At 60.4% G+C, this 20,071-nt stretch carries 16 protein-coding genes and 1 pseudogene; 15 read left to right on the forward strand and 2 right to left on the reverse strand.

Going from position 1 to position 20,071, the window contains the following annotated elements:
* Positions 1-260: 260 nt before the first annotated feature.
* From V476_RS24595 to V476_RS24625, 7 genes are read left to right on the forward strand one after another with little or no spacing between them, the layout of a single operon-like run.
* On the forward strand, positions 261-998 hold the full coding sequence (locus V476_RS24595) for a FadR/GntR family transcriptional regulator (protein WP_003401136.1): 738 nt from the start codon (positions 261-263) through the stop codon (positions 996-998).
* Positions 995-2,011, forward strand: a complete 1,017-nt coding sequence (locus V476_RS24600; RefSeq protein ID WP_024960927.1) for an ABC transporter ATP-binding protein — start codon at positions 995-997, stop codon at positions 2,009-2,011. Before V476_RS24595 ends, V476_RS24600 begins: the two co-directional genes overlap by 4 nt.
* Complete coding sequence (locus V476_RS24605; RefSeq protein ID WP_016568209.1) at positions 2,008-3,141, forward strand: ABC transporter ATP-binding protein; 1,134 nt, start codon at positions 2,008-2,010, stop codon at positions 3,139-3,141. The genes V476_RS24600 and V476_RS24605 overlap by 4 nt, the downstream gene beginning before the upstream one ends.
* Entirely contained in the window at positions 3,138-4,640 is a 1,503-nt protein-coding gene (locus V476_RS24610; protein ID WP_024960928.1) for an ABC transporter substrate-binding protein, read from the forward strand. Before V476_RS24605 ends, V476_RS24610 begins: the two co-directional genes overlap by 4 nt.
* A gap of 28 nt (positions 4,641-4,668) precedes the next feature.
* Positions 4,669-5,613, forward strand: a complete 945-nt coding sequence (locus V476_RS24615) for an ABC transporter permease (RefSeq protein ID WP_024960929.1) — start codon at positions 4,669-4,671, stop codon at positions 5,611-5,613.
* On the forward strand, positions 5,613-6,485 hold the full coding sequence (locus V476_RS24620; protein WP_003410575.1) for an ABC transporter permease: 873 nt from the start codon (positions 5,613-5,615) through the stop codon (positions 6,483-6,485). Before V476_RS24615 ends, V476_RS24620 begins: the two co-directional genes overlap by 1 nt.
* A gap of 31 nt (positions 6,486-6,516) precedes the next feature.
* Positions 6,517-8,112 carry a gamma-glutamyltransferase family protein gene (locus V476_RS24625; RefSeq protein WP_003426548.1) on the forward strand — a complete coding sequence of 532 codons (1,596 nt, stop codon included), beginning with the start codon at positions 6,517-6,519 and terminating at the stop codon, positions 8,110-8,112.
* A gap of 95 nt (positions 8,113-8,207) precedes the next feature.
* Here the strand turns inward: V476_RS24625 and V476_RS24630 are convergent, their stop codons facing one another.
* Both V476_RS24630 and V476_RS24635 read right to left on the reverse strand, forming a co-directional pair.
* Positions 8,208-9,602 carry a PepSY-associated TM helix domain-containing protein gene (locus V476_RS24630; RefSeq protein WP_024960930.1) on the reverse strand — a complete coding sequence of 465 codons (1,395 nt, stop codon included), beginning with the start codon at positions 9,600-9,602 and terminating at the stop codon, positions 8,208-8,210.
* A 265-nt stretch (positions 9,603-9,867) separates the two neighbouring features.
* Positions 9,868-10,461 carry a DUF2946 family protein gene (locus V476_RS24635; RefSeq protein ID WP_235810978.1) on the reverse strand — a complete coding sequence of 198 codons (594 nt, stop codon included), beginning with the start codon at positions 10,459-10,461 and terminating at the stop codon, positions 9,868-9,870.
* A 771-nt stretch (positions 10,462-11,232) separates the two neighbouring features.
* Between V476_RS24635 and arnB the strand changes: the two genes are divergently transcribed.
* The 8 genes and pseudogenes from arnB (at position 11,233) to V476_RS24675 (ending at position 20,057) form a co-directional block, all read left to right on the forward strand.
* Positions 11,233-12,381, forward strand: coding sequence for a UDP-4-amino-4-deoxy-L-arabinose aminotransferase (gene arnB, locus V476_RS24640; protein ID WP_024960931.1), 1,149 nt, complete (start codon positions 11,233-11,235; stop codon positions 12,379-12,381).
* Positions 12,378-13,391: an undecaprenyl-phosphate 4-deoxy-4-formamido-L-arabinose transferase gene (gene arnC, locus V476_RS24645; protein ID WP_024960932.1), complete on the forward strand. Its 1,014-nt coding sequence runs from the start codon at positions 12,378-12,380 to the stop codon at positions 13,389-13,391. Before arnB ends, arnC begins: the two co-directional genes overlap by 4 nt.
* Positions 13,388-15,382: a bifunctional UDP-4-amino-4-deoxy-L-arabinose formyltransferase/UDP-glucuronic acid oxidase ArnA gene (gene arnA, locus V476_RS24650; RefSeq protein WP_024960933.1), complete on the forward strand. Its 1,995-nt coding sequence runs from the start codon at positions 13,388-13,390 to the stop codon at positions 15,380-15,382. The genes arnC and arnA overlap by 4 nt, the downstream gene beginning before the upstream one ends.
* Positions 15,382-16,263 carry a 4-deoxy-4-formamido-L-arabinose-phosphoundecaprenol deformylase gene (gene arnD / locus V476_RS24655; RefSeq protein WP_003344966.1) on the forward strand — a complete coding sequence of 294 codons (882 nt, stop codon included), beginning with the start codon at positions 15,382-15,384 and terminating at the stop codon, positions 16,261-16,263. Before arnA ends, arnD begins: the two co-directional genes overlap by 1 nt.
* Complete coding sequence (arnT, locus tag V476_RS24660) at positions 16,263-17,912, forward strand: lipid IV(A) 4-amino-4-deoxy-L-arabinosyltransferase (RefSeq protein WP_032629562.1); 1,650 nt, start codon at positions 16,263-16,265, stop codon at positions 17,910-17,912. The genes arnD and arnT overlap by 1 nt, the downstream gene beginning before the upstream one ends.
* Positions 17,909-18,253: a 4-amino-4-deoxy-L-arabinose-phosphoundecaprenol flippase subunit ArnE gene (arnE, locus tag V476_RS24665; protein ID WP_003344964.1), complete on the forward strand. Its 345-nt coding sequence runs from the start codon at positions 17,909-17,911 to the stop codon at positions 18,251-18,253. The genes arnT and arnE overlap by 4 nt, the downstream gene beginning before the upstream one ends.
* A 26-nt stretch (positions 18,254-18,279) precedes the next feature.
* Positions 18,280-18,685: pseudogene (arnF, locus tag V476_RS24670) on the forward strand (4-amino-4-deoxy-L-arabinose-phosphoundecaprenol flippase subunit ArnF).
* Entirely contained in the window at positions 18,663-20,057 is a 1,395-nt protein-coding gene (locus tag V476_RS24675) for a UDP-glucose dehydrogenase family protein (RefSeq protein WP_024960935.1), read from the forward strand. Before arnF ends, V476_RS24675 begins: the two are co-directional and overlap by 23 nt.
* The last annotated feature ends 14 nt before the right edge of the window (positions 20,058-20,071 follow it).

Genomic DNA, 20,071 nt, shown 5'->3' on the forward strand with positions numbered 1-20,071 from the left:
TGATGCAACAAATCCGTACCCGTTGAAAAATTGGTTCACCCACCGGCGGACCAATCCTCTCAGCATGCCGCGGACCAGTCGGGCGGACCTTTGAACATAGGCCCGCCAGGCTTGATCGTCGCCAGTCGCTGGTCATCTTGTAGCTCAAAATTAGCCGAACCAATTTTCATTGGCATCGCTCTTGCACCAGCCCTTCTTCCTGGAACCTCTGCCTAGGGGCAGTTCAGGGCATCTTTTTTTGGTCTGGCGCGAGTACCACGATGCAAAGGTTCGACCCTGACATCCCTATCGACAACTCTTCGAAACTGGCGCTGGATGCGTTGCGCCAGATCGTTGCCCAGCATGCAGCATTCCCCCAACGGGCATTGCCTACCGAGCGGGACCTGGCGGCCGATTTCGGGGTTAGCCGACGGGCAGTTCGTCGCGCCCTGTCGGTACTGGAAGCCGAAGGCCAGGTCTGGCGCCGACAAGGCAAAGGGACCTTTGTCGGACCTACGCCACCCAGTGCTGCCATGAGCTTCGCGCGGCTTTCCGGCCGGACCAATTTCACCGAGGTCATGGAAGCGCGTCTGCACCTGGAGCCGGCACTTGCCTCACTGGCAGCGGTACGGGCCAACGGTGAACAGATGGCGATTCTGCGCCGTCTTGCCGAGCGCACCACTCGCCAGCAGGTCGCCGAGCAGACCGACGCCGAAGGCATTGAGCTGTGGGACAGCGCACTGCACCGCGCCATTGCCGAAGCGGCGGGTAATCGGCTGATGCTCGACATCTTCGAAATGCTCGATGCGATCCGTCTGGACCCGGCCTGGCGCGACTTGCGTCACCGGGCACGCAATGCCGACCGCCTCGACACTTACAGCCACGATCACGACGACATCGTCAGCGCCATTGAAAGCCGCGATCCGATCAAGGCCGCCACCGCCATGCGCGGCCATTTACGTGCGCTGCAACAGGCCCTGAACACCGTCATCAACCAAGACCTGGAGGCCAGCCTATGAGCGCCACTGCCCACCTCACAGAAAACGGCGACGGCACGGTGCTCAGCATCAGCGACCTGACCGTACGCTTTGCCGGTGCGCCCGCCAATGTTGTCGACGGCGTATCGTTTTCCGTCAAGCGCGGCAAGACCCTGGCCATCGTCGGCGAGTCCGGCTGCGGCAAGAGCGTGACCTCAATGGGCCTGATGGGTCTGTTGCCGTCAACTGCCAGGGTTGGCGCGAGCGACTCGCTGCTGATCGATGAAGCCTTGCTGGGCATGTCCGAAGAGCGCCTGCTGGACGTGCGCGGTAATCGCATGGCGATGATCTTTCAGGAGCCGATGACCTCCCTCAATCCAGTCTTCACCATCGGCGAACAGATCGCTGAAAGCGTGATGCGTCATCAGGGCCTCTCAGACAAGGCTGCCCGCCAGAGGGCTCTGGACATGCTGGAAAAAGTCCGCGTGCCGGACGCTCGCCAGCGGCTGGACGCCTACCCGCATGAACTCTCGGGAGGCATGCGGCAACGGGCCATGATTGCCATGGCGCTGGCCAATGACCCGGCGCTGATCATAGCGGACGAACCGACGACTGCGCTGGACGTCACCATTCAGGCGCAAATTCTCTCGCTGATCGCCAACCTGCAGACCGAGACCGGCACAGCGATGATTCTGATCACCCACGATTTGGGCGTGGTTGCCGAAGTCGCCGATGAGGTCATGGTCATGTACGCCGGACGCGTCGTGGAAAGCGGCCCGGTGAAAACCCTGTTCGACGATCCGCAGCATCCGTACACCATCGGCCTGATGGGCTCGATGCCCTCGATCGGTCCTCGTGAAGGCCGCCTGGCAACGATCAACGGCCGAGTGCCGACGCCGGCAGAAATGCCCGGCGGTTGCCGTTTCGCCGGACGCTGCCCGTTTGTGATCCAGCAATGCAGAGACGAACGCCCGCCGCAGCTTGAGTTGTCCCCCGGACACTTCGCCGCGTGCATCCGTGCGCCTTTGGAACAGCATGTGGGAGTCAGTGCGTGAACCTTTCCAAACCAGACATCACCGGGCGCGTCAGCCCCGACAGCAACGCGCAGAAACCCATTCTGGAAGGCATCGGCCTGAGCAAGCATTTCGCCGTGGAAAGCGGTTTTTTGCAGCCGAAGAAGCCACCGGTACAGGCCGTCAATGAGGTCAACCTGTCGGTCCGCAAAGGCGAGACGCTGGCACTGGTAGGCGAGTCCGGCTCGGGCAAATCCACGCTTGGCCGCTTGCTGCTCAACCTGCTGCAACCGACTGCGGGTGACGTGATTTACGAGGGCCGCAACCTCGCCAACCTGACACCGGAAAAGCTGCGTCAGGTACGCCGAGACTTGCAGATCATCTTTCAGGACCCGTTCGCCTCGCTGAATCCACGCATGACCGTTGAATCCATCGTTGGCGAACCGATCTGGCTGCACAGCCAGGCCAGCCGCAGCGACCGCCAGGCAAAGGTCGCCGAGTTGCTGCGCACGGTAGGTCTGGCTCCTGAACACGGTGGTCGGCATCCCCATGAATTCTCTGGTGGTCAGCGCCAGCGCATCGGCATCGCCCGCGCACTGGCTTCCGAGCCACGCTTGATCCTCGGTGACGAGCCGGTCTCGGCACTGGACGTTTCGGTGCAGGCGCAAGTGGTCAACTTGCTCGAAGACCTCAAGCATCAATTCGGCCTGACCCTGGTGATTGTTGCCCATGGCCTGGCCGTGATTCGCCACATGAGCGACCGCGTGGCGGTGATGTACCTGGGTGAAATCGTCGAACTGGCGCCGGTCGACGCGCTGTTCGAAAACCCGTTGCACCCTTATACCCAGGCGTTGATGGCCGCCGTGCCGGTCAGCCACCCTGACCTGCGCCAGCCGCGTCCGCTCCTCGGCGGCGACATGCCCAGCCCCAGCCGCCCGCCTTCGGGCTGCCGCTTTCATACCCGTTGCCCGCACGCCCGTGCGCTGTGCAAGGAGGCTGCGCCGGTCATGGAAACCGTCGAGGCCGAACGCCAGGTCGCCTGCCACTTCTGGCGTGAAATCGCCAACGCAGGCAGCGCCACGCTGATCCTTCCGACACCCAGCGCTGCCTACACCCAGCGCCTGAATCTGTTCAAGCACCATCAATCCCTTGCAGTGGAGAGCCAGCCATGAAAATCGCACGCGTCGTGACAGGAACATTGTTATTGCTGGCCGCCAATGCTGCCTTCGCCGAATCGACGTTGCGCATCGGCATTCAGGACGATCCCGATGTGCTGGATCCGCATCGTTCGCGCACCTACTCCGGTCGTCTGGTGTACACCGCGCTGTGCGACAAACTGGTGGACGTCAACCCGGATCTGACCTACTCGCCGCAACTGGCCACAGCGTGGAACTGGAGCGAAGACGGTAAAACCCTGACCATGACGTTGCGCGAAGGCGTGACGTACCACGATGGCGAACCTTTTGATGCCGCCTCGGTAAAGTTCAACCTCGACCGCGCCCGCACCCTCCCCGACTCCCTGCGTAAAAGCGAGCTGGCCTCGGTGGACAGCGTCGAGGTGATAGACGCAAAAACCATCGCCATCAAGCTCAAGCAAGCCGATGCCACGCTGGTTTCTCAGCTGTCGGACCGTGCCGGGATGATGCTCGCGCCGAAAGCCGCGCAAGGCGAGTTCGCCTCCAACCCGGTCTGCTCCGGTCCTTACAAATTTGTCCAGCGCGTGCAGCAGGATCGAATCGTGCTGGAACGTTTTGAAAACTACTGGAATAAACAGGCGTATCACTTCGACAAAGTGGTGTTCCTGCCGATTCCGGACACCTCGGTGCGTCTGGCCAACCTGCGCTCCGGCGATCTGGACATCATCGAGCGTGTTGCGCCAACCGATGTGAAAACCGTCAAGGCCGACAGCAAGCTGGCGATCTACAACACACCGGGCCTGGGCTACATGCAGCTGATGTTCAACATCGGTAATGGTGAAAAAGCCAACTCGCCGATGGGCAAGGACAAGCGCGTACGCAAAGCCTTTGAGCTGTCCATCGACCGCGACGCCATCAATCAGGTGGTGTTCGAGGGTCTGTACGCACCAAGCGCTCAGCCGTTCCCGAAAAACAGCCCGTATTACGACAAGGAACTGCCGATCCCGGCTCGCGATGTCGAGAAAAGCAAGGCGCTGCTGGCGCAGGCCGGCGTGAAACTACCGTTGGCGGTGGACCTGAAAGTGGCCAACAACCCCATCGCGCAACAGGTCGGGCAGATCATTCAGGCCATGGCTGAGGAAGCGGGCTTCAAGGTCAACCTGATTGCCACTGAATACGCGACGATGCTCAGCGAACAGGCGAGCGGCAACTTCCAGATCGGCATGAGCGCCTGGTCGGGCCGTCCTGACCCGGATGGTGATATCCATCAGTTCGTGACCTGCAAAGGCGGCCAGAACGACGGCAAGTATTGCAACGCCAGGCTCGACGAACTGCTCAACAAGGCGCGCACTGTGAACGACGTTGCACAACGCCAGGCACTGTACAACGACGCACTGCGCTTGCTGGCCGATGAAGTACCGACCGCCTACCTGTATTTCGACCCGCGAATCATTGCCATGCGTAACAACGTGACCGGTTTCGTCCCTAACCCGGACGGTCTGATTCGTCTGAACAATGTCGCGTTCAAGCCATGACTGACGGGCGCACCTGCGAGGTTCCGGTATGCTGATGTTCATCCTGCGACGCCTGCTCAGCTCGATCCCGACGCTGATTCTGGTTTCGCTGTTCGTCTTCACCCTGCAGAAGCTGCTGCCGGGTGACCCGGTGCTGGCCATGGCCGGGGAAGAGCGCGATCCGGCGGTCATGGAATACCTGCGCGACAAGTACCGGCTCGATGACCCGATCCCGTTGCAGTACCTGAACTGGGTCAGCAACGTGCTGACCGGCGACCTGGGCACATCGCTGCGCACCGAGCAACCGGTAACCACGCTGCTGGCGTCGAAACTGCCGGTGACCCTCGAACTGGCGGTGCTGGCCCTGCTGATTGCGCTGCTGATCGGTATTCCCACCGGGATCATTTCGGCAGTGCGCAAAGGCACCGCCGTGGATTACGGGGCCAACGTGGTGGCGCTGTCGGGGATTTCCATTCCGCACTTCTGGCTGGGCATTCTGCTGATCATGGTCTTTGCGGTGAAACTGCAGTGGCTGCCCGCCTCCGGCTTTGTGCCGATGGGCGAGGACTTCGGGCAAAACCTGAAGACCCTGATCCTGCCTGCCTTCGTATTGGGTGCCGGGCTTTCGGGGATTCTCATGCGCCATACCCGCAGCGCCATGCTGGAAGTACTGCGCGCTGACTATGTCCGCACCGCCCGGGCCAAGGGATTGTTCACGCGCACAGTGATTCTCAAGCATGCGCTGCGCAACGCGTTGATGCCGATCATCACCCTCACGACATTGCTGTTCGGCGAGTTGCTCGGCGGTGCGGTGTTGACCGAGCAAGTGTTCAGCATTCCGGGGTTCGGCAAGATGATCGTCGACGCCGTGTTCAACCGTGACTACGCCGTGGTGCAAGGCGTGGTGCTGTGTGTCGCGATTGGCTTCCTGATGCTGAACCTGCTGGCCGACGTGCTTTATCGCCTGATCAACCCACGTCTGAGGACTGCCTGATGACCGCTATTGCCAGCCTCTCGCACAGCGCGATACTGCCCCGCAGTCGCTCGCCTTTTCTGAAGAAATTCCTGGCCAACAAAGGCGCGGTGCTTGGCGCGGCGGTGTTGTTGCTGTTTGTCCTGGCGGCCGTTCTGGCGCCCTGGATTGCGCCCCATGATCCGCTCAAAGCCAACTTCCTCGCGGTACGCAAGGCCCCCTCGTTGATCTACTGGATGGGCACCGACGAACTGGGGCGCGATCTGTTCTCGCGCTTGCTGTATGGCGCCCGCAGCTCGCTGCTGGCCGGGGGTGTTTCGGTAGCCATCGCCATGTTCATCGGCGTGCCGCTGGGCCTGCTGGCCGGGTACTTCGGTGGCAAGCTGGACATGATCATTTCGCAGGTGATGGAAGCGCTGCTGTCCTGCCCGTTTCTGGTGCTGGCCATCGCTTTGGGCGCTTTTCTCGGCCCCAGCCTGACCAACGCGATGATCGCCATCGGCCTGTCCGCGATGCCGATCTTTGCCCGACTGACCCGCGGCCAGGTGCTGTCGATCAAGCACGAGGATTACCTCGAAGGTGCCCGCGCCATCGGTCTGCCGGATCGCTGGATCATCCTGCGTTACGTGCTGCCCAACGTGATGTCGCCGCTGGTCGTGCAGGCAACGCTGACCATCGCCTCGGCGATTCTGGCCGAAGCCAGCCTGTCGTTCCTCGGCCTGGGCCAGCAACCGCCGTCGCCGTCCTGGGGCTCGATGCTCAATACTGCGAAGAATTTCATGGAGCAGGCTCCGTGGATGTCGATTGCGCCTGGCGTGGCGATCTACATCACGGTCCTGTGTTTCAACCTGCTGGGTGACGGCCTGCGCGATGCGCTGGACCCCAAGGGCTAAACCTTTCGTCTTCTGCCAAAGAGAAACGCTTATGTTCGATGATCTGGATTACAACCAACCGTACGCGTCGGCCCGCTCGCCGGTGATGGGCAACAACATGGTCGCCTGCTCTCAGCCATTGGCCGCTCAGGCCGGGCTGGACATGCTGCGCCGTGGCGGTAATGCGGTCGACGCCGCCATCGCCGCGGCCATGGTGCTGACCGTGGTCGAGCCCACCGGCTGCGGAATCGGCAGCGATGCCTTTGCCATCGTCTGGGACGGCAGCAAGCTGCAAGGCTTGAACGCTTCCGGTCGCGCGCCACAAGCCTGGACACCCGAATACTTCGAAGGCCAGAGCCAGATGCCGCAACGCGGCTGGCCTGCGGTCAGCGTGCCGGGTGCGGTATCGGCCTGGGTGGAGCTGTCAGCGCGCTACGGCAAACTGCCCTTCGCGACCCTGGCCGAACCGGCGATTGGCTACGCCCGCGACGGCTATCAGGTCACGCCGATAATCGCCGAGTTGTGGAAACGCGGCGCACATCTGCTCAAGGACCAACCGGGCTTTGCCGAGTGTTTCATGCCGGATGGCAAGGCCCCCATGGCCGGAGAAAAAATCCGGCTCAAGGACCACGCCCGTACGCTGGAGCTGATCGCGCAGACCAAAGGCGAAGCGTTCTATCGCGGCGAACTGGCGCACACAATCATCGCCCATGCCAACGCCAATGGCAGCGTGATGAGTCTCGACGACCTGGCGACGCACACCGTGGACTGGATCGACACCCTGTCGGTGCCATACGCAGGCGCTGTCGTGCATGAACTCCCGCCAAATGGCCAGGGCATTGCCACCCTGGCCGGCCTGACCATGCTCGAAGCACTGGGCGTGGGCGAACACCCGGTGGATAGCCTCGAGACGGTTCACCCGGTGCTGGAAGCAATGAAACTGGCCCTGGCCGACCTCGACGAACATGTCGCCGACAGCGAGCACATGCGCGTGCCCTCAGCCGACTTGCTGGGCAAGGCTTACCTGACGGAGCGCGCAGGGCTGATCACCGATCAGGCCGCCAATCCCGGGCACGGCTCGCCAAAACCGGGTGGCACGGTGTACCTGTCGGCAGCGGATGAAAGCGGCATGATGATCTCGTTCATCCAGTCCAACTACATGGGCTTTGGTTCGGGTGTGGTTGTACCCGGTACGGGCATCAGCATGCAGAACCGCGGCGCGGGCTTCTCGCTGGACCCGCAGCACGTCAATTACGTCGCGCCGCGCAAACGCCCGTTCCACACCATCATCCCCGGTTTTGTCATGAATGCCGACGGCACGCCGCTGATGTCCTTCGGTTTGATGGGCGGCCCGATGCAGGCGCAGGGTCATTTGCAGATGATGATGCGCATCCTGCGTTACAAACAGAACCCGCAAGCCGCTGCCGACGCACCGCGCTGGAGAATCGAAGCCGGCCTGAAAGTCGCCGTGGAACGTGCGTTTGACCCCGAAGTGGTGAAAGCACTACGCGCCAAAGGGCACGATATCGATGTCGAAGAGCCAAGTGGCGTGTTTGCCTTCGGCGGTGCGCAGATTATTCAGCGCACCGCACATGGATACGTGGGCGGGACCGATCCGAGGAAAGACGGAACGGTCGCAGCGTATTGAGCGACCGCGATATCCGCTACTGAAAAGCCATCGAGCAGACGGCCCTGGTCGGGAATCAGTTGCTCGATGCGCTTGGTAATCCGCGCAACTAAGGATTACACCTTGCCCTCGACCAAGGGTCTTGCGGCTCGCCGGTATCCCAGTAGCGCGTCCAGGATGATAAAGCCCAGCAGACTCACGCCCAGTACCGGCAGCGCAAAGCCAGTCAACACTGCAACCAGGATCAACGCGCATTGCGCGCCCGGATTCAACGAGCGCCAGAGACTCAAGAGCGTTGCCTGCTGATTGCGCGGCTGAGAAAGCGTTGGACGACGTCGCCACCACATCACATAACCCATGACAACCATGGCCGCCAGGCCACTGGCGAACACCACCAGCACCAATTGATTGGCCAGACCGAACAACACACCCATGTGCGCATCAATGCCCCAGCGGGTGAGCTTGGCGGGCAGCGAATAGTCTGCAAACCTGACGCGATCGACTACGTCCAGTGTTTGCGGGTCGATCGATACGGCATCTACTTGCGTCGGCCAACTGCGATCTATCTCGCTGACTACCCAGGCCTTGTCATTGCTTGCGGATGGCCTGATTTCAACCTTGGCAGCATCGATATGTTCGGCGCGCGCTTTGGCCAGAACACTGTCGAACAAGGCAGGGTCCAACTCGGCCGCCTGTGTCGTCGGCGCCATGTGCATATGATGCTCGGCGTGCTCGTCCATGGGCATAGACATGGGCATCGCCGCCGACTTGCCCAGTGAGGTGGCCACACTGGGCGTTGACCAGCCGTAGTAGGCACGCAGTACGCCAATGTTATCGCCAGCGTACTGTGACCATGTCAAACCGGTGGCCGAGAAGAACAGCAGGCCCAGCAGCAGCCATACGCCGGTGGTTGCATGCCAGCGGCGCACGTTGCCGCGTTCACGACTCTGCCGACGACGGCGAACCGCCCACAGCACCAGACCTCCGAGCGCAGCCACCCACAGCCATGAAGCTGCCAGCTCGCTGTAGATCCTGCCGACATCGCCCAGCAGAAGGCCTCGATGAAACTGATCGATCCAGGTACGTAGCGGTAATATGCCACTGGTACCGTAGACCTTCATGTCGCCGCGAATTTCGCCACTCACCGGGTCCAAGAACAGCGCCCGATGCTCTGACGGGCCAAAGCCCGGATCGCTGAACATGACCCGAGTGGTATCCCCTTCCCGGGGTGCCGGGCGCACTGCGGCAACGCTCAGGCCTGGACCTGCCGATGCCTGCGCGCGCTGGATCTGAGCCTGCAAGCTCATCGCAGGACCACGGCTGTCTGTGTGCAGCGCATGCGCATAGAGCGAATCTTCGATCTGCGGGGTCAGTGCATAGACGACGCCACTCAAGGCCGCGACCAGCATGAACGGACCGACGAATACGCCGATGTAAAAATGGAGCCTTTTCAGAAAGGCGACAAATGCTCCGGAAGGCCGTGGCTCCGGGCTTGAAAATGATGCAGACATAGGGACTCACCAACGTATGAACGCGCCCCGCCGGAATGACCTTCCGGCAGGCTGTAAAGACACTATCGGTTGTTCGTGCGAGTAGTACTCACACGTCCACGATGGGCACTAGGCTCTATACGAAAAGTCGGCGAGCGAAGGTCAGGCGAGGCAAAAACAGGCGAGGAACGGCCGGGGTCGCGTTCGACTCTACGTGTTGTAAATGAGCATTCCGAGCCTGTTTTTAACGAAGCATCACCGAGCGCAGCCACTTTTCGTACAGAGCCTAAGGGGCCTGTGGATTGAGTCCCGGGAGGGTGTACCTTGGCAGGTTGCCGAGCCAGAAGTCGGGCAACACAAAACGAGTACGACGGACACGGATCAGCCAGCCCAGCGCCACGAAGAAAATCATCGCCAGCGTCAGTGTGCCGGCAAACGAACACTCTCCCGACTGCGCCTTCATGCTGCCTGACATGTCCATCTTCTTGGAAGAATCGTGCATGGCCATGTGCATCGTGTGATGCCCGGCATGCATATCTGACATCCCATGATCTGCATGGGAAACCGAAGCCACTGCAGTGCCCGCAAAGGCGGCCATCATCTGGCCATGACCGATGCTGCACGCAAGACCATTGAACAGGACAACTGCGTACAGTATCCAGGCAATGGGCGAGCAATGGGTTCGGAAGAAGTTCATGGCGGCTAATTTAACATCTCTGGCCGGAACTAGACAGAACGGGGTGTGCGGGTTGTCAGCCTGCGCAGGGTCGATAACCGGGCGGCAGGGGTTATCCGAGACCGCCACGTGTTCGCACGAAGCAAGGCACGCCGCGTGCCCCTTTACTTTGCTGCATCGAATAAACCCGGCAATGGCAGTCAAGCGGACCGTCGTTCTACACACATCGTTAACTACTTCGTCGGTACCCTCTCCTTACAGGATCGTGTCGAATATAAAGGCACATGAATTAAGCCTTGAACACTTCGCAACCATCAGCACGCCTGCATGAAACTGCCTTGACCTTATAACTCACCCAAACATTTCTCGATGATTACCTATACCAACCTGTTCCTTATCAGCAAACTTTCTCTCTGCCGCACTGCCCGACCCTACCGCCTGGTTATATATATCACTTGATAGCGGTCATGTTTCTACACCCGGCAAGCTTCCTTCTGACCGGGGTTTACGCAAACGCACCGTCTGCGTCTAAAAAAAACCGAGAAAAAGCTGACCCCCAATGAAACCTGGTCAATAGCAACCTTTTCGAGTCGGGCTCGACCCTGCCCAACAACGCAAAACCCATTCCCCGGTCATGAAAGCTTCATTAAAAAAACCTGCAACTGCAACACACTTCATCCGCTTTAACTTTCCATGATTATCATGAGCAAGCTGAACTAAAGCTGTCTGTTCATGACGCGTTCGATGAAATCTGAACGGCAGATTAATAATTCTACATGGACGCATAACGGCGTTGTCGTTCGTTTGGCTTTCACCCTACTCTATGATTCGAAAGCCTGCCAGGCGATACAAAAAAGCAACGGCGTCTGGACATTATTTTCATATTTGAACGCCTAAGTTCACCGCACTCACGCGCACTCCTGGTGTGACTTTTTTATGTTCGGCCTTGCTGCGTCAATCGGAGAGTCTCTGTAGATGAGTCAAACTTTTCTTGCCTTTTCACGGCCGTCCATTGGCGATGAAGAAATTGCTGCGGTAACGCGCGTGCTGCGCTCCGGATGGATCACCACTGGCCCGGAATGTCAGAAGCTGGAGGAAGAGTTCGCCGCGCGGGTCGGCGCGCAGCATGCAGTGGCACTGTCTTCGGCCACCGGGGCAATGCACGTTGCGCTGCTTGCGCTGGGCGTAGGGCCTGGCGATGAAGTGATTACGCCGTCGCAAACCTGGGTGTCGACAGCCAACATGATCTGCCTGCTGGGGGCCATTCCGGTGTTCGTCGATGTCGACCGTGACACCCTGATGACCAGCGCCGCGCTGATAGAGCAAGCCATCACCCCGCGGACCAAGGCGATCGTGCCGGTGCATTACGCAGGCGCTGCATTCGATCTCGACCCGCTGTATGCGCTGGCCGACCGGCACGGCATCACCGTGATCGAAGACGCTGCGCATGCCGCCGGCACCGGTTACCAGGGACGTCCGGTCGGCCAGCAGGGCACTGCGATCTTTTCGTTTCACGCGATCAAGAACATGACCTGTGCCGAAGGCGCGATGCTGGTCACCGACAATGCGCGACTGGCTGATCGGGTGCGTCAGCTCAAATTTCATGGCCTGGGTGTCGATGCTTACGACCGCCTGACCCTGGGTCGCAAGCCCCAGGCCGAGGTTATGGAGCCTGGTTTCAAATACAACCTGGCCGACATCAATGCGAGCATTGCGCGGGTGCAGTTGCAACGCCTCGATGCCATCAATGCGCAGCGTCAGGCACTCGCCAGCCATTACCTCGAACGACTGGCCAGCAGCCCCGTTCTGCCTCTCGCCCTGCCCCGACATGCCCAGCAACACGCCTGGCACCTGTTCATTCTGCGCATCGATCCCGAGCGCTGCGGGCTGGATCGCGACGCCTTCATGAAGGCCTTACAAGCGCGAAACATCGGCACCGGCATCCACTTCATCGCCACTCACCTGCACAGCTATTACCGCAAACGTTTCCCCGACGTCCGCCTGCCCGACACGGAATGGAATTCATCAAGGCTGTGCTCCATACCCCTGTTTCCCGACATGACCCTCGATGATGTCGAGCGGGTTGTCGGTGCCATTGAATCGACCGTGGAATCCAGCCATTGAAACCGTATCCGATAAAGTTCGTGTCGATCGTCATCCCTGTCTACAACGAACGACAAAGCCTGCCAGAGTTGCTGCGCCGCACTGAAGCGGCCTGCGGACAGCTCGACCACCGCTTCGAAATCGTCCTGGTCGACGATGGCAGCCGCGACGACTCGGCAGACATCCTCCAGCGGGCTGCCGAGCGCGCCGACAGCCCCTTCGTCGCAGTGATCCTGAATCGAAACTACGGTCAGCACGCCGCCATCATGGCTGGATTCGAGCAGTGCCAGGGCGACGTGGTCATCACCCTAGATGCTGACCTGCAGAATCCACCTGAAGAAATCCCTCGTCTGGTAAAGCTCGCTGAACAGGGATACGACGTGGTCGGTACGGTGCGCAGCAACCGTCAGGACTCCGCCTGGAGACGCTGGCCATCGAAACTCATCAACCTGGCGGTGCAGCGCTCCACCGGCGTGGCCATGAACGATTACGGCTGCATGCTGCGCGCATACCGGCGCACGATTGTCGACGCCATGCTCGCCTGCCGGGAGCGCAGCACATTCATTCCGATTCTGGCGAACAGTTTTGCGCGACACACCACCGAGGTGCTGGTCGATCACGCCGAACGCGAGCACGGCGACTCCAAATATAGCCCGATGCGTCTGATCAACCTCATGTTCGACCTGATCACCTGCATGACCACCACGCCGCTGCGCCTGCTCAGCATCATCGGCTTCAGCATGGCATTGCTCGGTGTCTCGTTCGCGGCGCTGCTGATCGTTCTGCGCCTGATCTTCGGCGCGTCATGGGCCGGGGACGGCATGTTCGTACTGTTTGCCGTGCTGTTCGTATTCACCGGAGGGCAGTTCATCGGCATGGGACTGCTGGGTGAATACCTGGGCCGGATGTACAGCGATGTGCGTGCGCGTCCGCGGTTCTTTATCGAAAAGGTCGTGCGCAGCTCGTCACCGGTTGCCACCGACAGCATTGATTCCTCTGTAACTCCCTATATGAACAAGGTCGCGCTATGAGCACTAAAGCTGTCGTTTTCGCTTATCACGATATTGGCTGTGTCGGCCTGCAAGCGTTGCTGGATGCAGGCTATGAGATTGCGGCGGTGTTCACCCATGCCGACGACCCCAAAGAAAAAACCTTTTTCGGCTCTGTGGCGCAGATGTGCGCCCGGCACGGCATTGCAGTGCATGCCCCCGAGGACCCGAATCACCCGCTATGGGTAGAGCGCATCGGCAAACTGGCGCCGGACTTCATTTTCTCCTTCTACTATCGCCAGCTGCTCGGCGATTCGCTGCTGGCCTGCGCGAAAAAAGCTGCGCTGAACCTGCATGGCTCGCTGCTCCCGCGTTATCGCGGACGCGCGCCGGCCAACTGGGTGCTGGTCAACGGCGAAAGTGAAACCGGCGTTACCCTGCATCAGATGGTCAAACGCGCCGATGCCGGGCCGATAGTCGCTCAGCAGCGGGTATCGATCAGTGCCACCGATACTGCCTTGACGCTGCATGGCAAATTGCGTGACGCCGCCGCTGACCTGCTCTGCGAGACACTGCCCTTGCTCGCCGCACAAGGGCAACTGCCAGCTACGCCCCAGGATGAATCCCGTGCGACGTATTTCGGTCGGCGCACCCCGGCCGACGGTTTGATCGACTGGTCGCTGCCGGCTACCCAGCTCTACAACCTGATCCGTGCGGTAACACAGCCCTACCCTGGCGCGTTTTGCACGGTCGGCGACAACAAGCTGATCATCTGGGCTGCCAGCGTGGACACGAGCAGCAATGGCGAGGCGCCCGGCACGGTCATCAGTCACGAGCCATTGCGTATCGCCTGTGGCGAGGGTTCGCTGGTCATCACCGCAGGGCAACGCGGTGACAACGGCTTGTACCTCAGTGGTGCGCAACTGGCGCGCGAATTCGGGTTGGTAGCAGGCTCACAACTGCTCGACAAGGCAAAGCGCCGGTCGGTTCGTCGTACCCGAGTGTTGATCCTCGGCGTCAACGGTTTCATCGGCAACCACCTGTCCGAGCGTCTGCTGCAGGATGACCGTTACGAAATCTACGGCATGGATATCGGCTCGGACGCCATCGAGCGCCTGCGTGCCAAGCCGAACTTTCATTTCATCGAAGGTGACATCAGCATCCATACCGAATGGATCGAATACCACATCAAGAAATGCGATGTCGTGCTGCCGCTGGTGGCCATCGCCACGCCGATTGAATACACGCGCAATCCACTGCGGGTTTTCGAGCTGGATTTCGAAGAGAACCTGAAGATCGTTCGCTACTGCGTGAAGTACAACAAGCGCGTGATTTTCCCGTCCACGTCCGAAGTCTATGGCATGTGCCAGGACGCAAACTTCAACGAAGACACCTCCAACCTGATCGTTGGCCCGATCAACAAGCAGCGCTGGATCTACTCGGTGTCCAAGCAGCTGCTGGACCGGGTGATCTGGGCCTATGGCCAGAAAGGCCTGCAATTCACCCTGTTTCGCCCATTCAACTGGATGGGACCGCGTCTGGACCGCCTGGACTCGGCGCGCATTGGCAGTTCGCGGGCCATCACCCAACTGATCCTGCACCTGGTGGAAGGCACGCCCATTCGCCTGGTGGATGGCGGCGCCCAGAAGCGCTGTTTCACCGATGTCGTCGACGGCATCGAGGCGCTGGCGCGGATCATCGAAAACCGTGATGGGCGCTGTAACGGACAAATCATCAACATCGGCAACCCCGACAACGAAGCCAGCATCCGTCAATTAGGTGAAGAGCTGCTTCGCCAGTTCGAAGCCCATCCGTTGCGCGGCCATTTCCCGCCCTTTGCGGGCTTTCGTGAAGTTGAAAGCCAGTCCTTCTACGGCAAGGGCTATCAGGATGTCAGTCACCGCACGCCGAGCATCGACAACGCCAAAAAGCTGATTGGCTGGACGCCGGGTATTGAGCTGAGCGAGACCATCGGCAAAACCCTGGATTTCTTCCTGCGCGAAGCCATGGCTGAAAAAGCGGATCAGTGCTGATGCAGGCAGGCTTGAGAATCGATGTCGACACTTACCGGGGCACGCGTGAGGGCGTGCCCAGGCTACTGGACATACTCGACGAAGCGCAGGTCAAGGCGACCTTCTTTTTCAGTGTCGGACCCGACAACATGGGGCGCCATCTATGGCGCCTGGTAAGGCCTACGTTCTTTTGGAAGATGCTTCGCTCCAGGGCGGCGAGCCTGTATGGCTGGGATATTCTGCTGGCCGGTACTGCATGGCCGGGCAAACCGATCGGCCGTGACCTTGGCCCACTGATGCGCCGCGCGCTGGATGCAGGTCACGAAATCGGCCTGCATGCCTGGGATCATCATGGCTGGCAAGCGAATGCCGGACACTGGAGCGACAGACAGTTGACTGCCCAGATACACCGTGGGGTCGACTGCCTGAGCGACATCCTCGGCCATCCGGTAGTGTGCTCCGCAGCGGCAGGCTGGCGCGCCGACCAGCGCATTGTGCAGGCCAAAGAGGCGTTTGGCTTTCGCTACAACAGTGACTGCCGTGGCGCCAGTCTGTTTCGCCCGTTGCTGGCCGACGGTAGTCTCGGTACCGCTCAGGTTCCGGTGGATTTGCCGACCTTCGATGAAGTAATCGGCCCGCACCTGCAGCCGAATGCGTTCAACGACTACATTCTCGGCCGCTTCGCCGCACGACGGCTCAATGTCTACACCCTTCACGCCGAAGTGGAAGGGATCATCATGGCCGACGGTTTCAGGCAACTGTTAAAGCGGGCCAATACCCAAGGCATCCACTTCGCGCCTTTGGGCCATCTGCTACCCGATGCCATCGAACGGTTGCCTTCCGGGCATATCGTTCGCGGCCACCTGCCCGGCCGCGAAGGCTGGCTGGGGGTGCAGCAGTGATGCACGTCAGGCATCGTCATCTTGCGCTGCTATTACTGGCGTTCGTGCTGGCTTATCTGCTGCCGCTGGGCTTTCACGGCTTGTGGATTCCCGATGAAACCCGCTATGCCCAGATCAGCCAGGAAATGCTCCACAGCGGCAACTGGATTGCACCGCACTTCATGGGGCTGCGTTACTTTGAAAAACCGGCGGCCGGTTACTGGCTGATTGCACTGGGGCAGCAGGTCTTTGGCGAGAACCTGTTCGGCGTGCGCATTGTGTCGGCGCTGGCCAGCGGCTTGAGCGTGCTGCTGGCCTATCTACTGGCCGGCAAGATCTGGAACGACCCGCGCAAGCAGTTCGCCAGCGCCTTGTTGCTCATGAGCTTCGGCTTTGTCGCCGGCCAGGCCGGTTACGCCAATCTTGATCCGCAATTCACCCTCTGGACCAACGTGACACTGCTGGCATTCTGGTACGCCGTGCACAGCGTCGGTCGAGCGCGTCTGGCGGCATGGGCGTTAGTCGGCGTGGCCTGCGGGATGGGGTTCATGACCAAGGGCTTTCTCGCCTGGGCACTGCCCGTCATCATCGCCCTGCCCTATATGCTGTGCCAGCGACGCCTGGCCGAGCTGCTCAGATTTGGCCCGCTCGCGGTACTGATTGCCGTCGCCGTCTGCCTGCCGTGGGCGCTGGCGATCCACCAGCAAGAGCCCGACTACTGGCGTTACTTCTTCTGGCATGAGCATATTCGCCGCTTTGCCGGGGACAATGCGCAGCATGCTCAGCCCTGGTGGTTCTATATGCCGTTGCTGGTGGCGGCCTGTGTGCCGTGGGCACTGCTGCTGCCGGTAACACTGAAACAGGCATGGCAAGAAAAAAGCCACCCTGACATTGCCTTTTTGCTGCTGTGGCTGCTGCTGCCACTGGCGTTTCTGAGCCTGAGCAAAGGTAAATTGCCGACCTACATACTGCCGTGTCTGCTGCCGTTGGCGCTGCTGATGGCCAACACTCTGGTCGAGCGCCTCGATCGAGGCCACAGCACAGCGTTGCGCGCGAACGGAATATTCAACGCGACCGTCACTTTTCTTGGGCTCGTGGCGTTGATCTACCTGCAACTCAAGCAGCCCGTCTACGAAAACGAACCGATGCATCTGTCACTGGCGGTCATCGTGCTTCTCGGATGGACACTCGCCAACGCCCTGCAAGGCTTGCGCCCCCTGACCTTTTGGGCCACGCCGGCGTTGGGCGGTTGGCTGCTGATCGCATTGCTGCCCGTTGCGCTGCCAAACGATGTGATCAACAACAAGACTCCCGACCCGTTCGTCGTCAGGCACCAGGCCGAACTGGCGGACTGCACGCATCTGCTGAGCAACGACCTGGGCGCTGCCTCGGCATTGGCGTGGCGCCTGAAACGGCCTGATGTTGCACTGTTCAACACCTGGGGCGAGCTGGAATACGGCCTGGGCTATCCCGATGTGCAGGGTCGAGAAGTCCGCCTGCAGGACATTGATGCCTGGATGAAGAACGCCCGCAGCCAAGGCCGGGTCGGCGTCATCATGCGCGGCAAGAGCGATGAGGAACTGAAAGAGCTCGAAAGTCTTCCCAAGGATGGTCAGCGCTATGACGAAGGCAACCTGGCCATCCTCATTTACGAGAAGTCGGCATCGTGACCTGGCTGATGCTGGCAAGCGCATGCCTGCTGACCTGCCTGGGCCAGATCGCGCAGAAGTGCGCGGTACAAGACTGGCGCGGGGCATTTCCCGGCGCGTTTGCAGCGCTGCGCTCAATGTGGCTGTGGCTGGCGCTGGCCTGCCTTGGGTCGGGCCTGCTGGTATGGCTGCTGGTGTTGCAACGCCTGGACGTCGGCATCGCCTATCCGATGCTGGGTGTTAACTTCGTGCTGATCACGCTGGCGGGGCGCTATGTGTTCGACGAGCCGGTTGACGCACAGCACTGGCTGGGTATTGCGCTGATTCTTGTCGGGGTATTTCAGTTGGGGCGTCAGGCGTGACCCGCTGCCGGGCAACCCTGTGCGCCATGGCCAGTGTGGCGCTGGTCAGCGCAGCGCAATTGGGTATGCGCTGGAGCATGAGCCGCCTGCCCTCGCCCGCTCAATGGCTCGAACTGCACAATTCGACGCAGCTCGATCTCAGTGCCCTGATGGTCGTCTGCGCCTCGATCACTGCTTATGCGCTCTCCATGCTTTTCTGGTTGCTGGCCCTTCGGGTCTTGCCCCTGAGCCGTGCTTATTCGCTGCTCAGCATCAGCTACGCGCTGGTTTATACGCTCGCCGCAGCACTGCCGTTTTTCCACGAGACATTCACGGTATCGAAAACTGTGGGTGTCACCCTGATCGTGGCAGGTGTCTTGATCATCAACCTTCGGCGCGTCCCCCGGGCCATCACCTCAGGATCTTCCCCATGAAAATCAGTGTTTTCGGTAGCGGATATGTCGGCCTGGTACAAGCGACCGTGCTTGCCGAAGTCGGCCACGATGTGGTCTGCATGGACATTGATCAGGCCAAGATCGACCAGTTGCGTCAGGGCCAGGTGCATATCTACGAGCCAGGACTGGCCAATCTGGTGCGTGAAAACCTGGACCAGCAGCGTCTGTGTTTCACCACTGACGAGCAACTGGCAGTGGAACATGCCGAGGTCCTGTTCATCGCGGTCGGCACGCCCTCTCGTGCCGATGGTTCGGCCGACCTGAGCGGCTTTTTTGCGGTGGGCGAAGCCATCGCCCGGCATCGGCGCGAACCGCTGATCATCGTCGAGAAATCCACCGTGCCGGTCGGTAGTGGCGACGCTTTGCGCAACCACGTCGATCAGGCGCTGCGTCAGGCGGGCCGGCTGCTGCAGTTCGATATCGTCTCCAACCCGGAATTTCTGAAGGAGGGCTCGGCGGTCAACGATTGCCGGCGCCCGGACCGTATCGTCATCGGCTGTGACAATGAAGCCGTGCGCAACGTCATGCGCGAACTGTATGCGCCATTCAACCGCAATCATGAGCGGATCATGTTCATGGACCTGCGTAGCGCCGAACTGACCAAGTATGCCGCCAACTGCATGCTGGCAACCAAGATCAGCTTCATCAACCAGATCGCTGAACTGGCCGAGCATCTGGGCGCGGACGTCGAGTCGGTGCGGCTGGGCATCGGTGCCGACTCACGGATCGGTTACGACTTCATCTATCCCGGCTGCGGTTACGGCGGTTCATGCTTCGGCAAGGACATCCGCGCGTTGATTCACAGCGCCCGGGAGGCTCATTGCTCCAACGATCTGCTGTCGGTGGTCGAGGCCATCAACGAACGGCAGAAGAACAAACTCTTCGAGCGGGTCAACGCGTTCTATCAGGGCGATCTGCGCGGCAAGACCTTTGCCCTGTGGGGCCTGGCGTTCAAACCCAACACCGACGATATGCGTGATGCCCCGAGCCGCGTACTCATGGAAGCGTTATGGGAGGCTGGCGCCAGCGTGCGGGCGTTCGACCCCGAGGCCATGCAGGAAACCCAGCGCATCTATGGCCATCGCGAGGACCTGATGCTCATGGGCACGCCGGAGTCCGCGCTCAACGAGGCCGATGCATTGATCGTCTGCACTGAATGGCAACAGTTCAAAGCCCCGGATTTCGAGTTGATCCAGCAACGCCTGAACGCGCCGATCATCTTCGATGGACGCAATCTGTACGACACTGAACGACTGGCAAAACGCGGCTTCCACTACTTCCCCATCGGCCGTGGCGAATCGTGCGACCTGCCAATCCCACAAAAGCAGTGGACGGCCTGTAACTCGTTTGTCAGCAGTCAGGTCGTGTAACGGGCTGCTCCGGC

The sequence above is a fragment of the Pseudomonas syringae KCTC 12500 genome (assembly GCF_000507185.2).
Lineage (GTDB): Bacteria > Pseudomonadota > Gammaproteobacteria > Pseudomonadales > Pseudomonadaceae > Aquipseudomonas > Aquipseudomonas syringae.

Coding starts and splice junctions, on each gene's coding strand:
- arnA (WP_024960933.1), top strand. CDS start 13,388: ATGAGCACTAAAGCTGTCGTTTTCGCTTATCACGATATTGGCTGTGTC.
- arnT (WP_032629562.1), top strand. CDS start 16,263: ATGCACGTCAGGCATCGTCATCTTGCGCTGCTATTACTGGCGTTCGTG.
- V476_RS24630 (WP_024960930.1), bottom strand. CDS start 9,602: ATGTCTGCATCATTTTCAAGCCCGGAGCCACGGCCTTCCGGAGCATTT.
- arnD (WP_003344966.1), top strand. CDS start 15,382: ATGCAGGCAGGCTTGAGAATCGATGTCGACACTTACCGGGGCACGCGT.
- V476_RS24610 (WP_024960928.1), top strand. CDS start 3,138: ATGAAAATCGCACGCGTCGTGACAGGAACATTGTTATTGCTGGCCGCC.
- V476_RS24620 (WP_003410575.1), top strand. CDS start 5,613: ATGACCGCTATTGCCAGCCTCTCGCACAGCGCGATACTGCCCCGCAGT.
- arnB (WP_024960931.1), top strand. CDS start 11,233: ATGAGTCAAACTTTTCTTGCCTTTTCACGGCCGTCCATTGGCGATGAA.
- V476_RS24600 (WP_024960927.1), top strand. CDS start 995: ATGAGCGCCACTGCCCACCTCACAGAAAACGGCGACGGCACGGTGCTC.
- V476_RS24615 (WP_024960929.1), top strand. CDS start 4,669: ATGCTGATGTTCATCCTGCGACGCCTGCTCAGCTCGATCCCGACGCTG.
- V476_RS24675 (WP_024960935.1), top strand. CDS start 18,663: ATGAAAATCAGTGTTTTCGGTAGCGGATATGTCGGCCTGGTACAAGCG.
- V476_RS24595 (WP_003401136.1), top strand. CDS start 261: ATGCAAAGGTTCGACCCTGACATCCCTATCGACAACTCTTCGAAACTG.
- V476_RS24625 (WP_003426548.1), top strand. CDS start 6,517: ATGTTCGATGATCTGGATTACAACCAACCGTACGCGTCGGCCCGCTCG.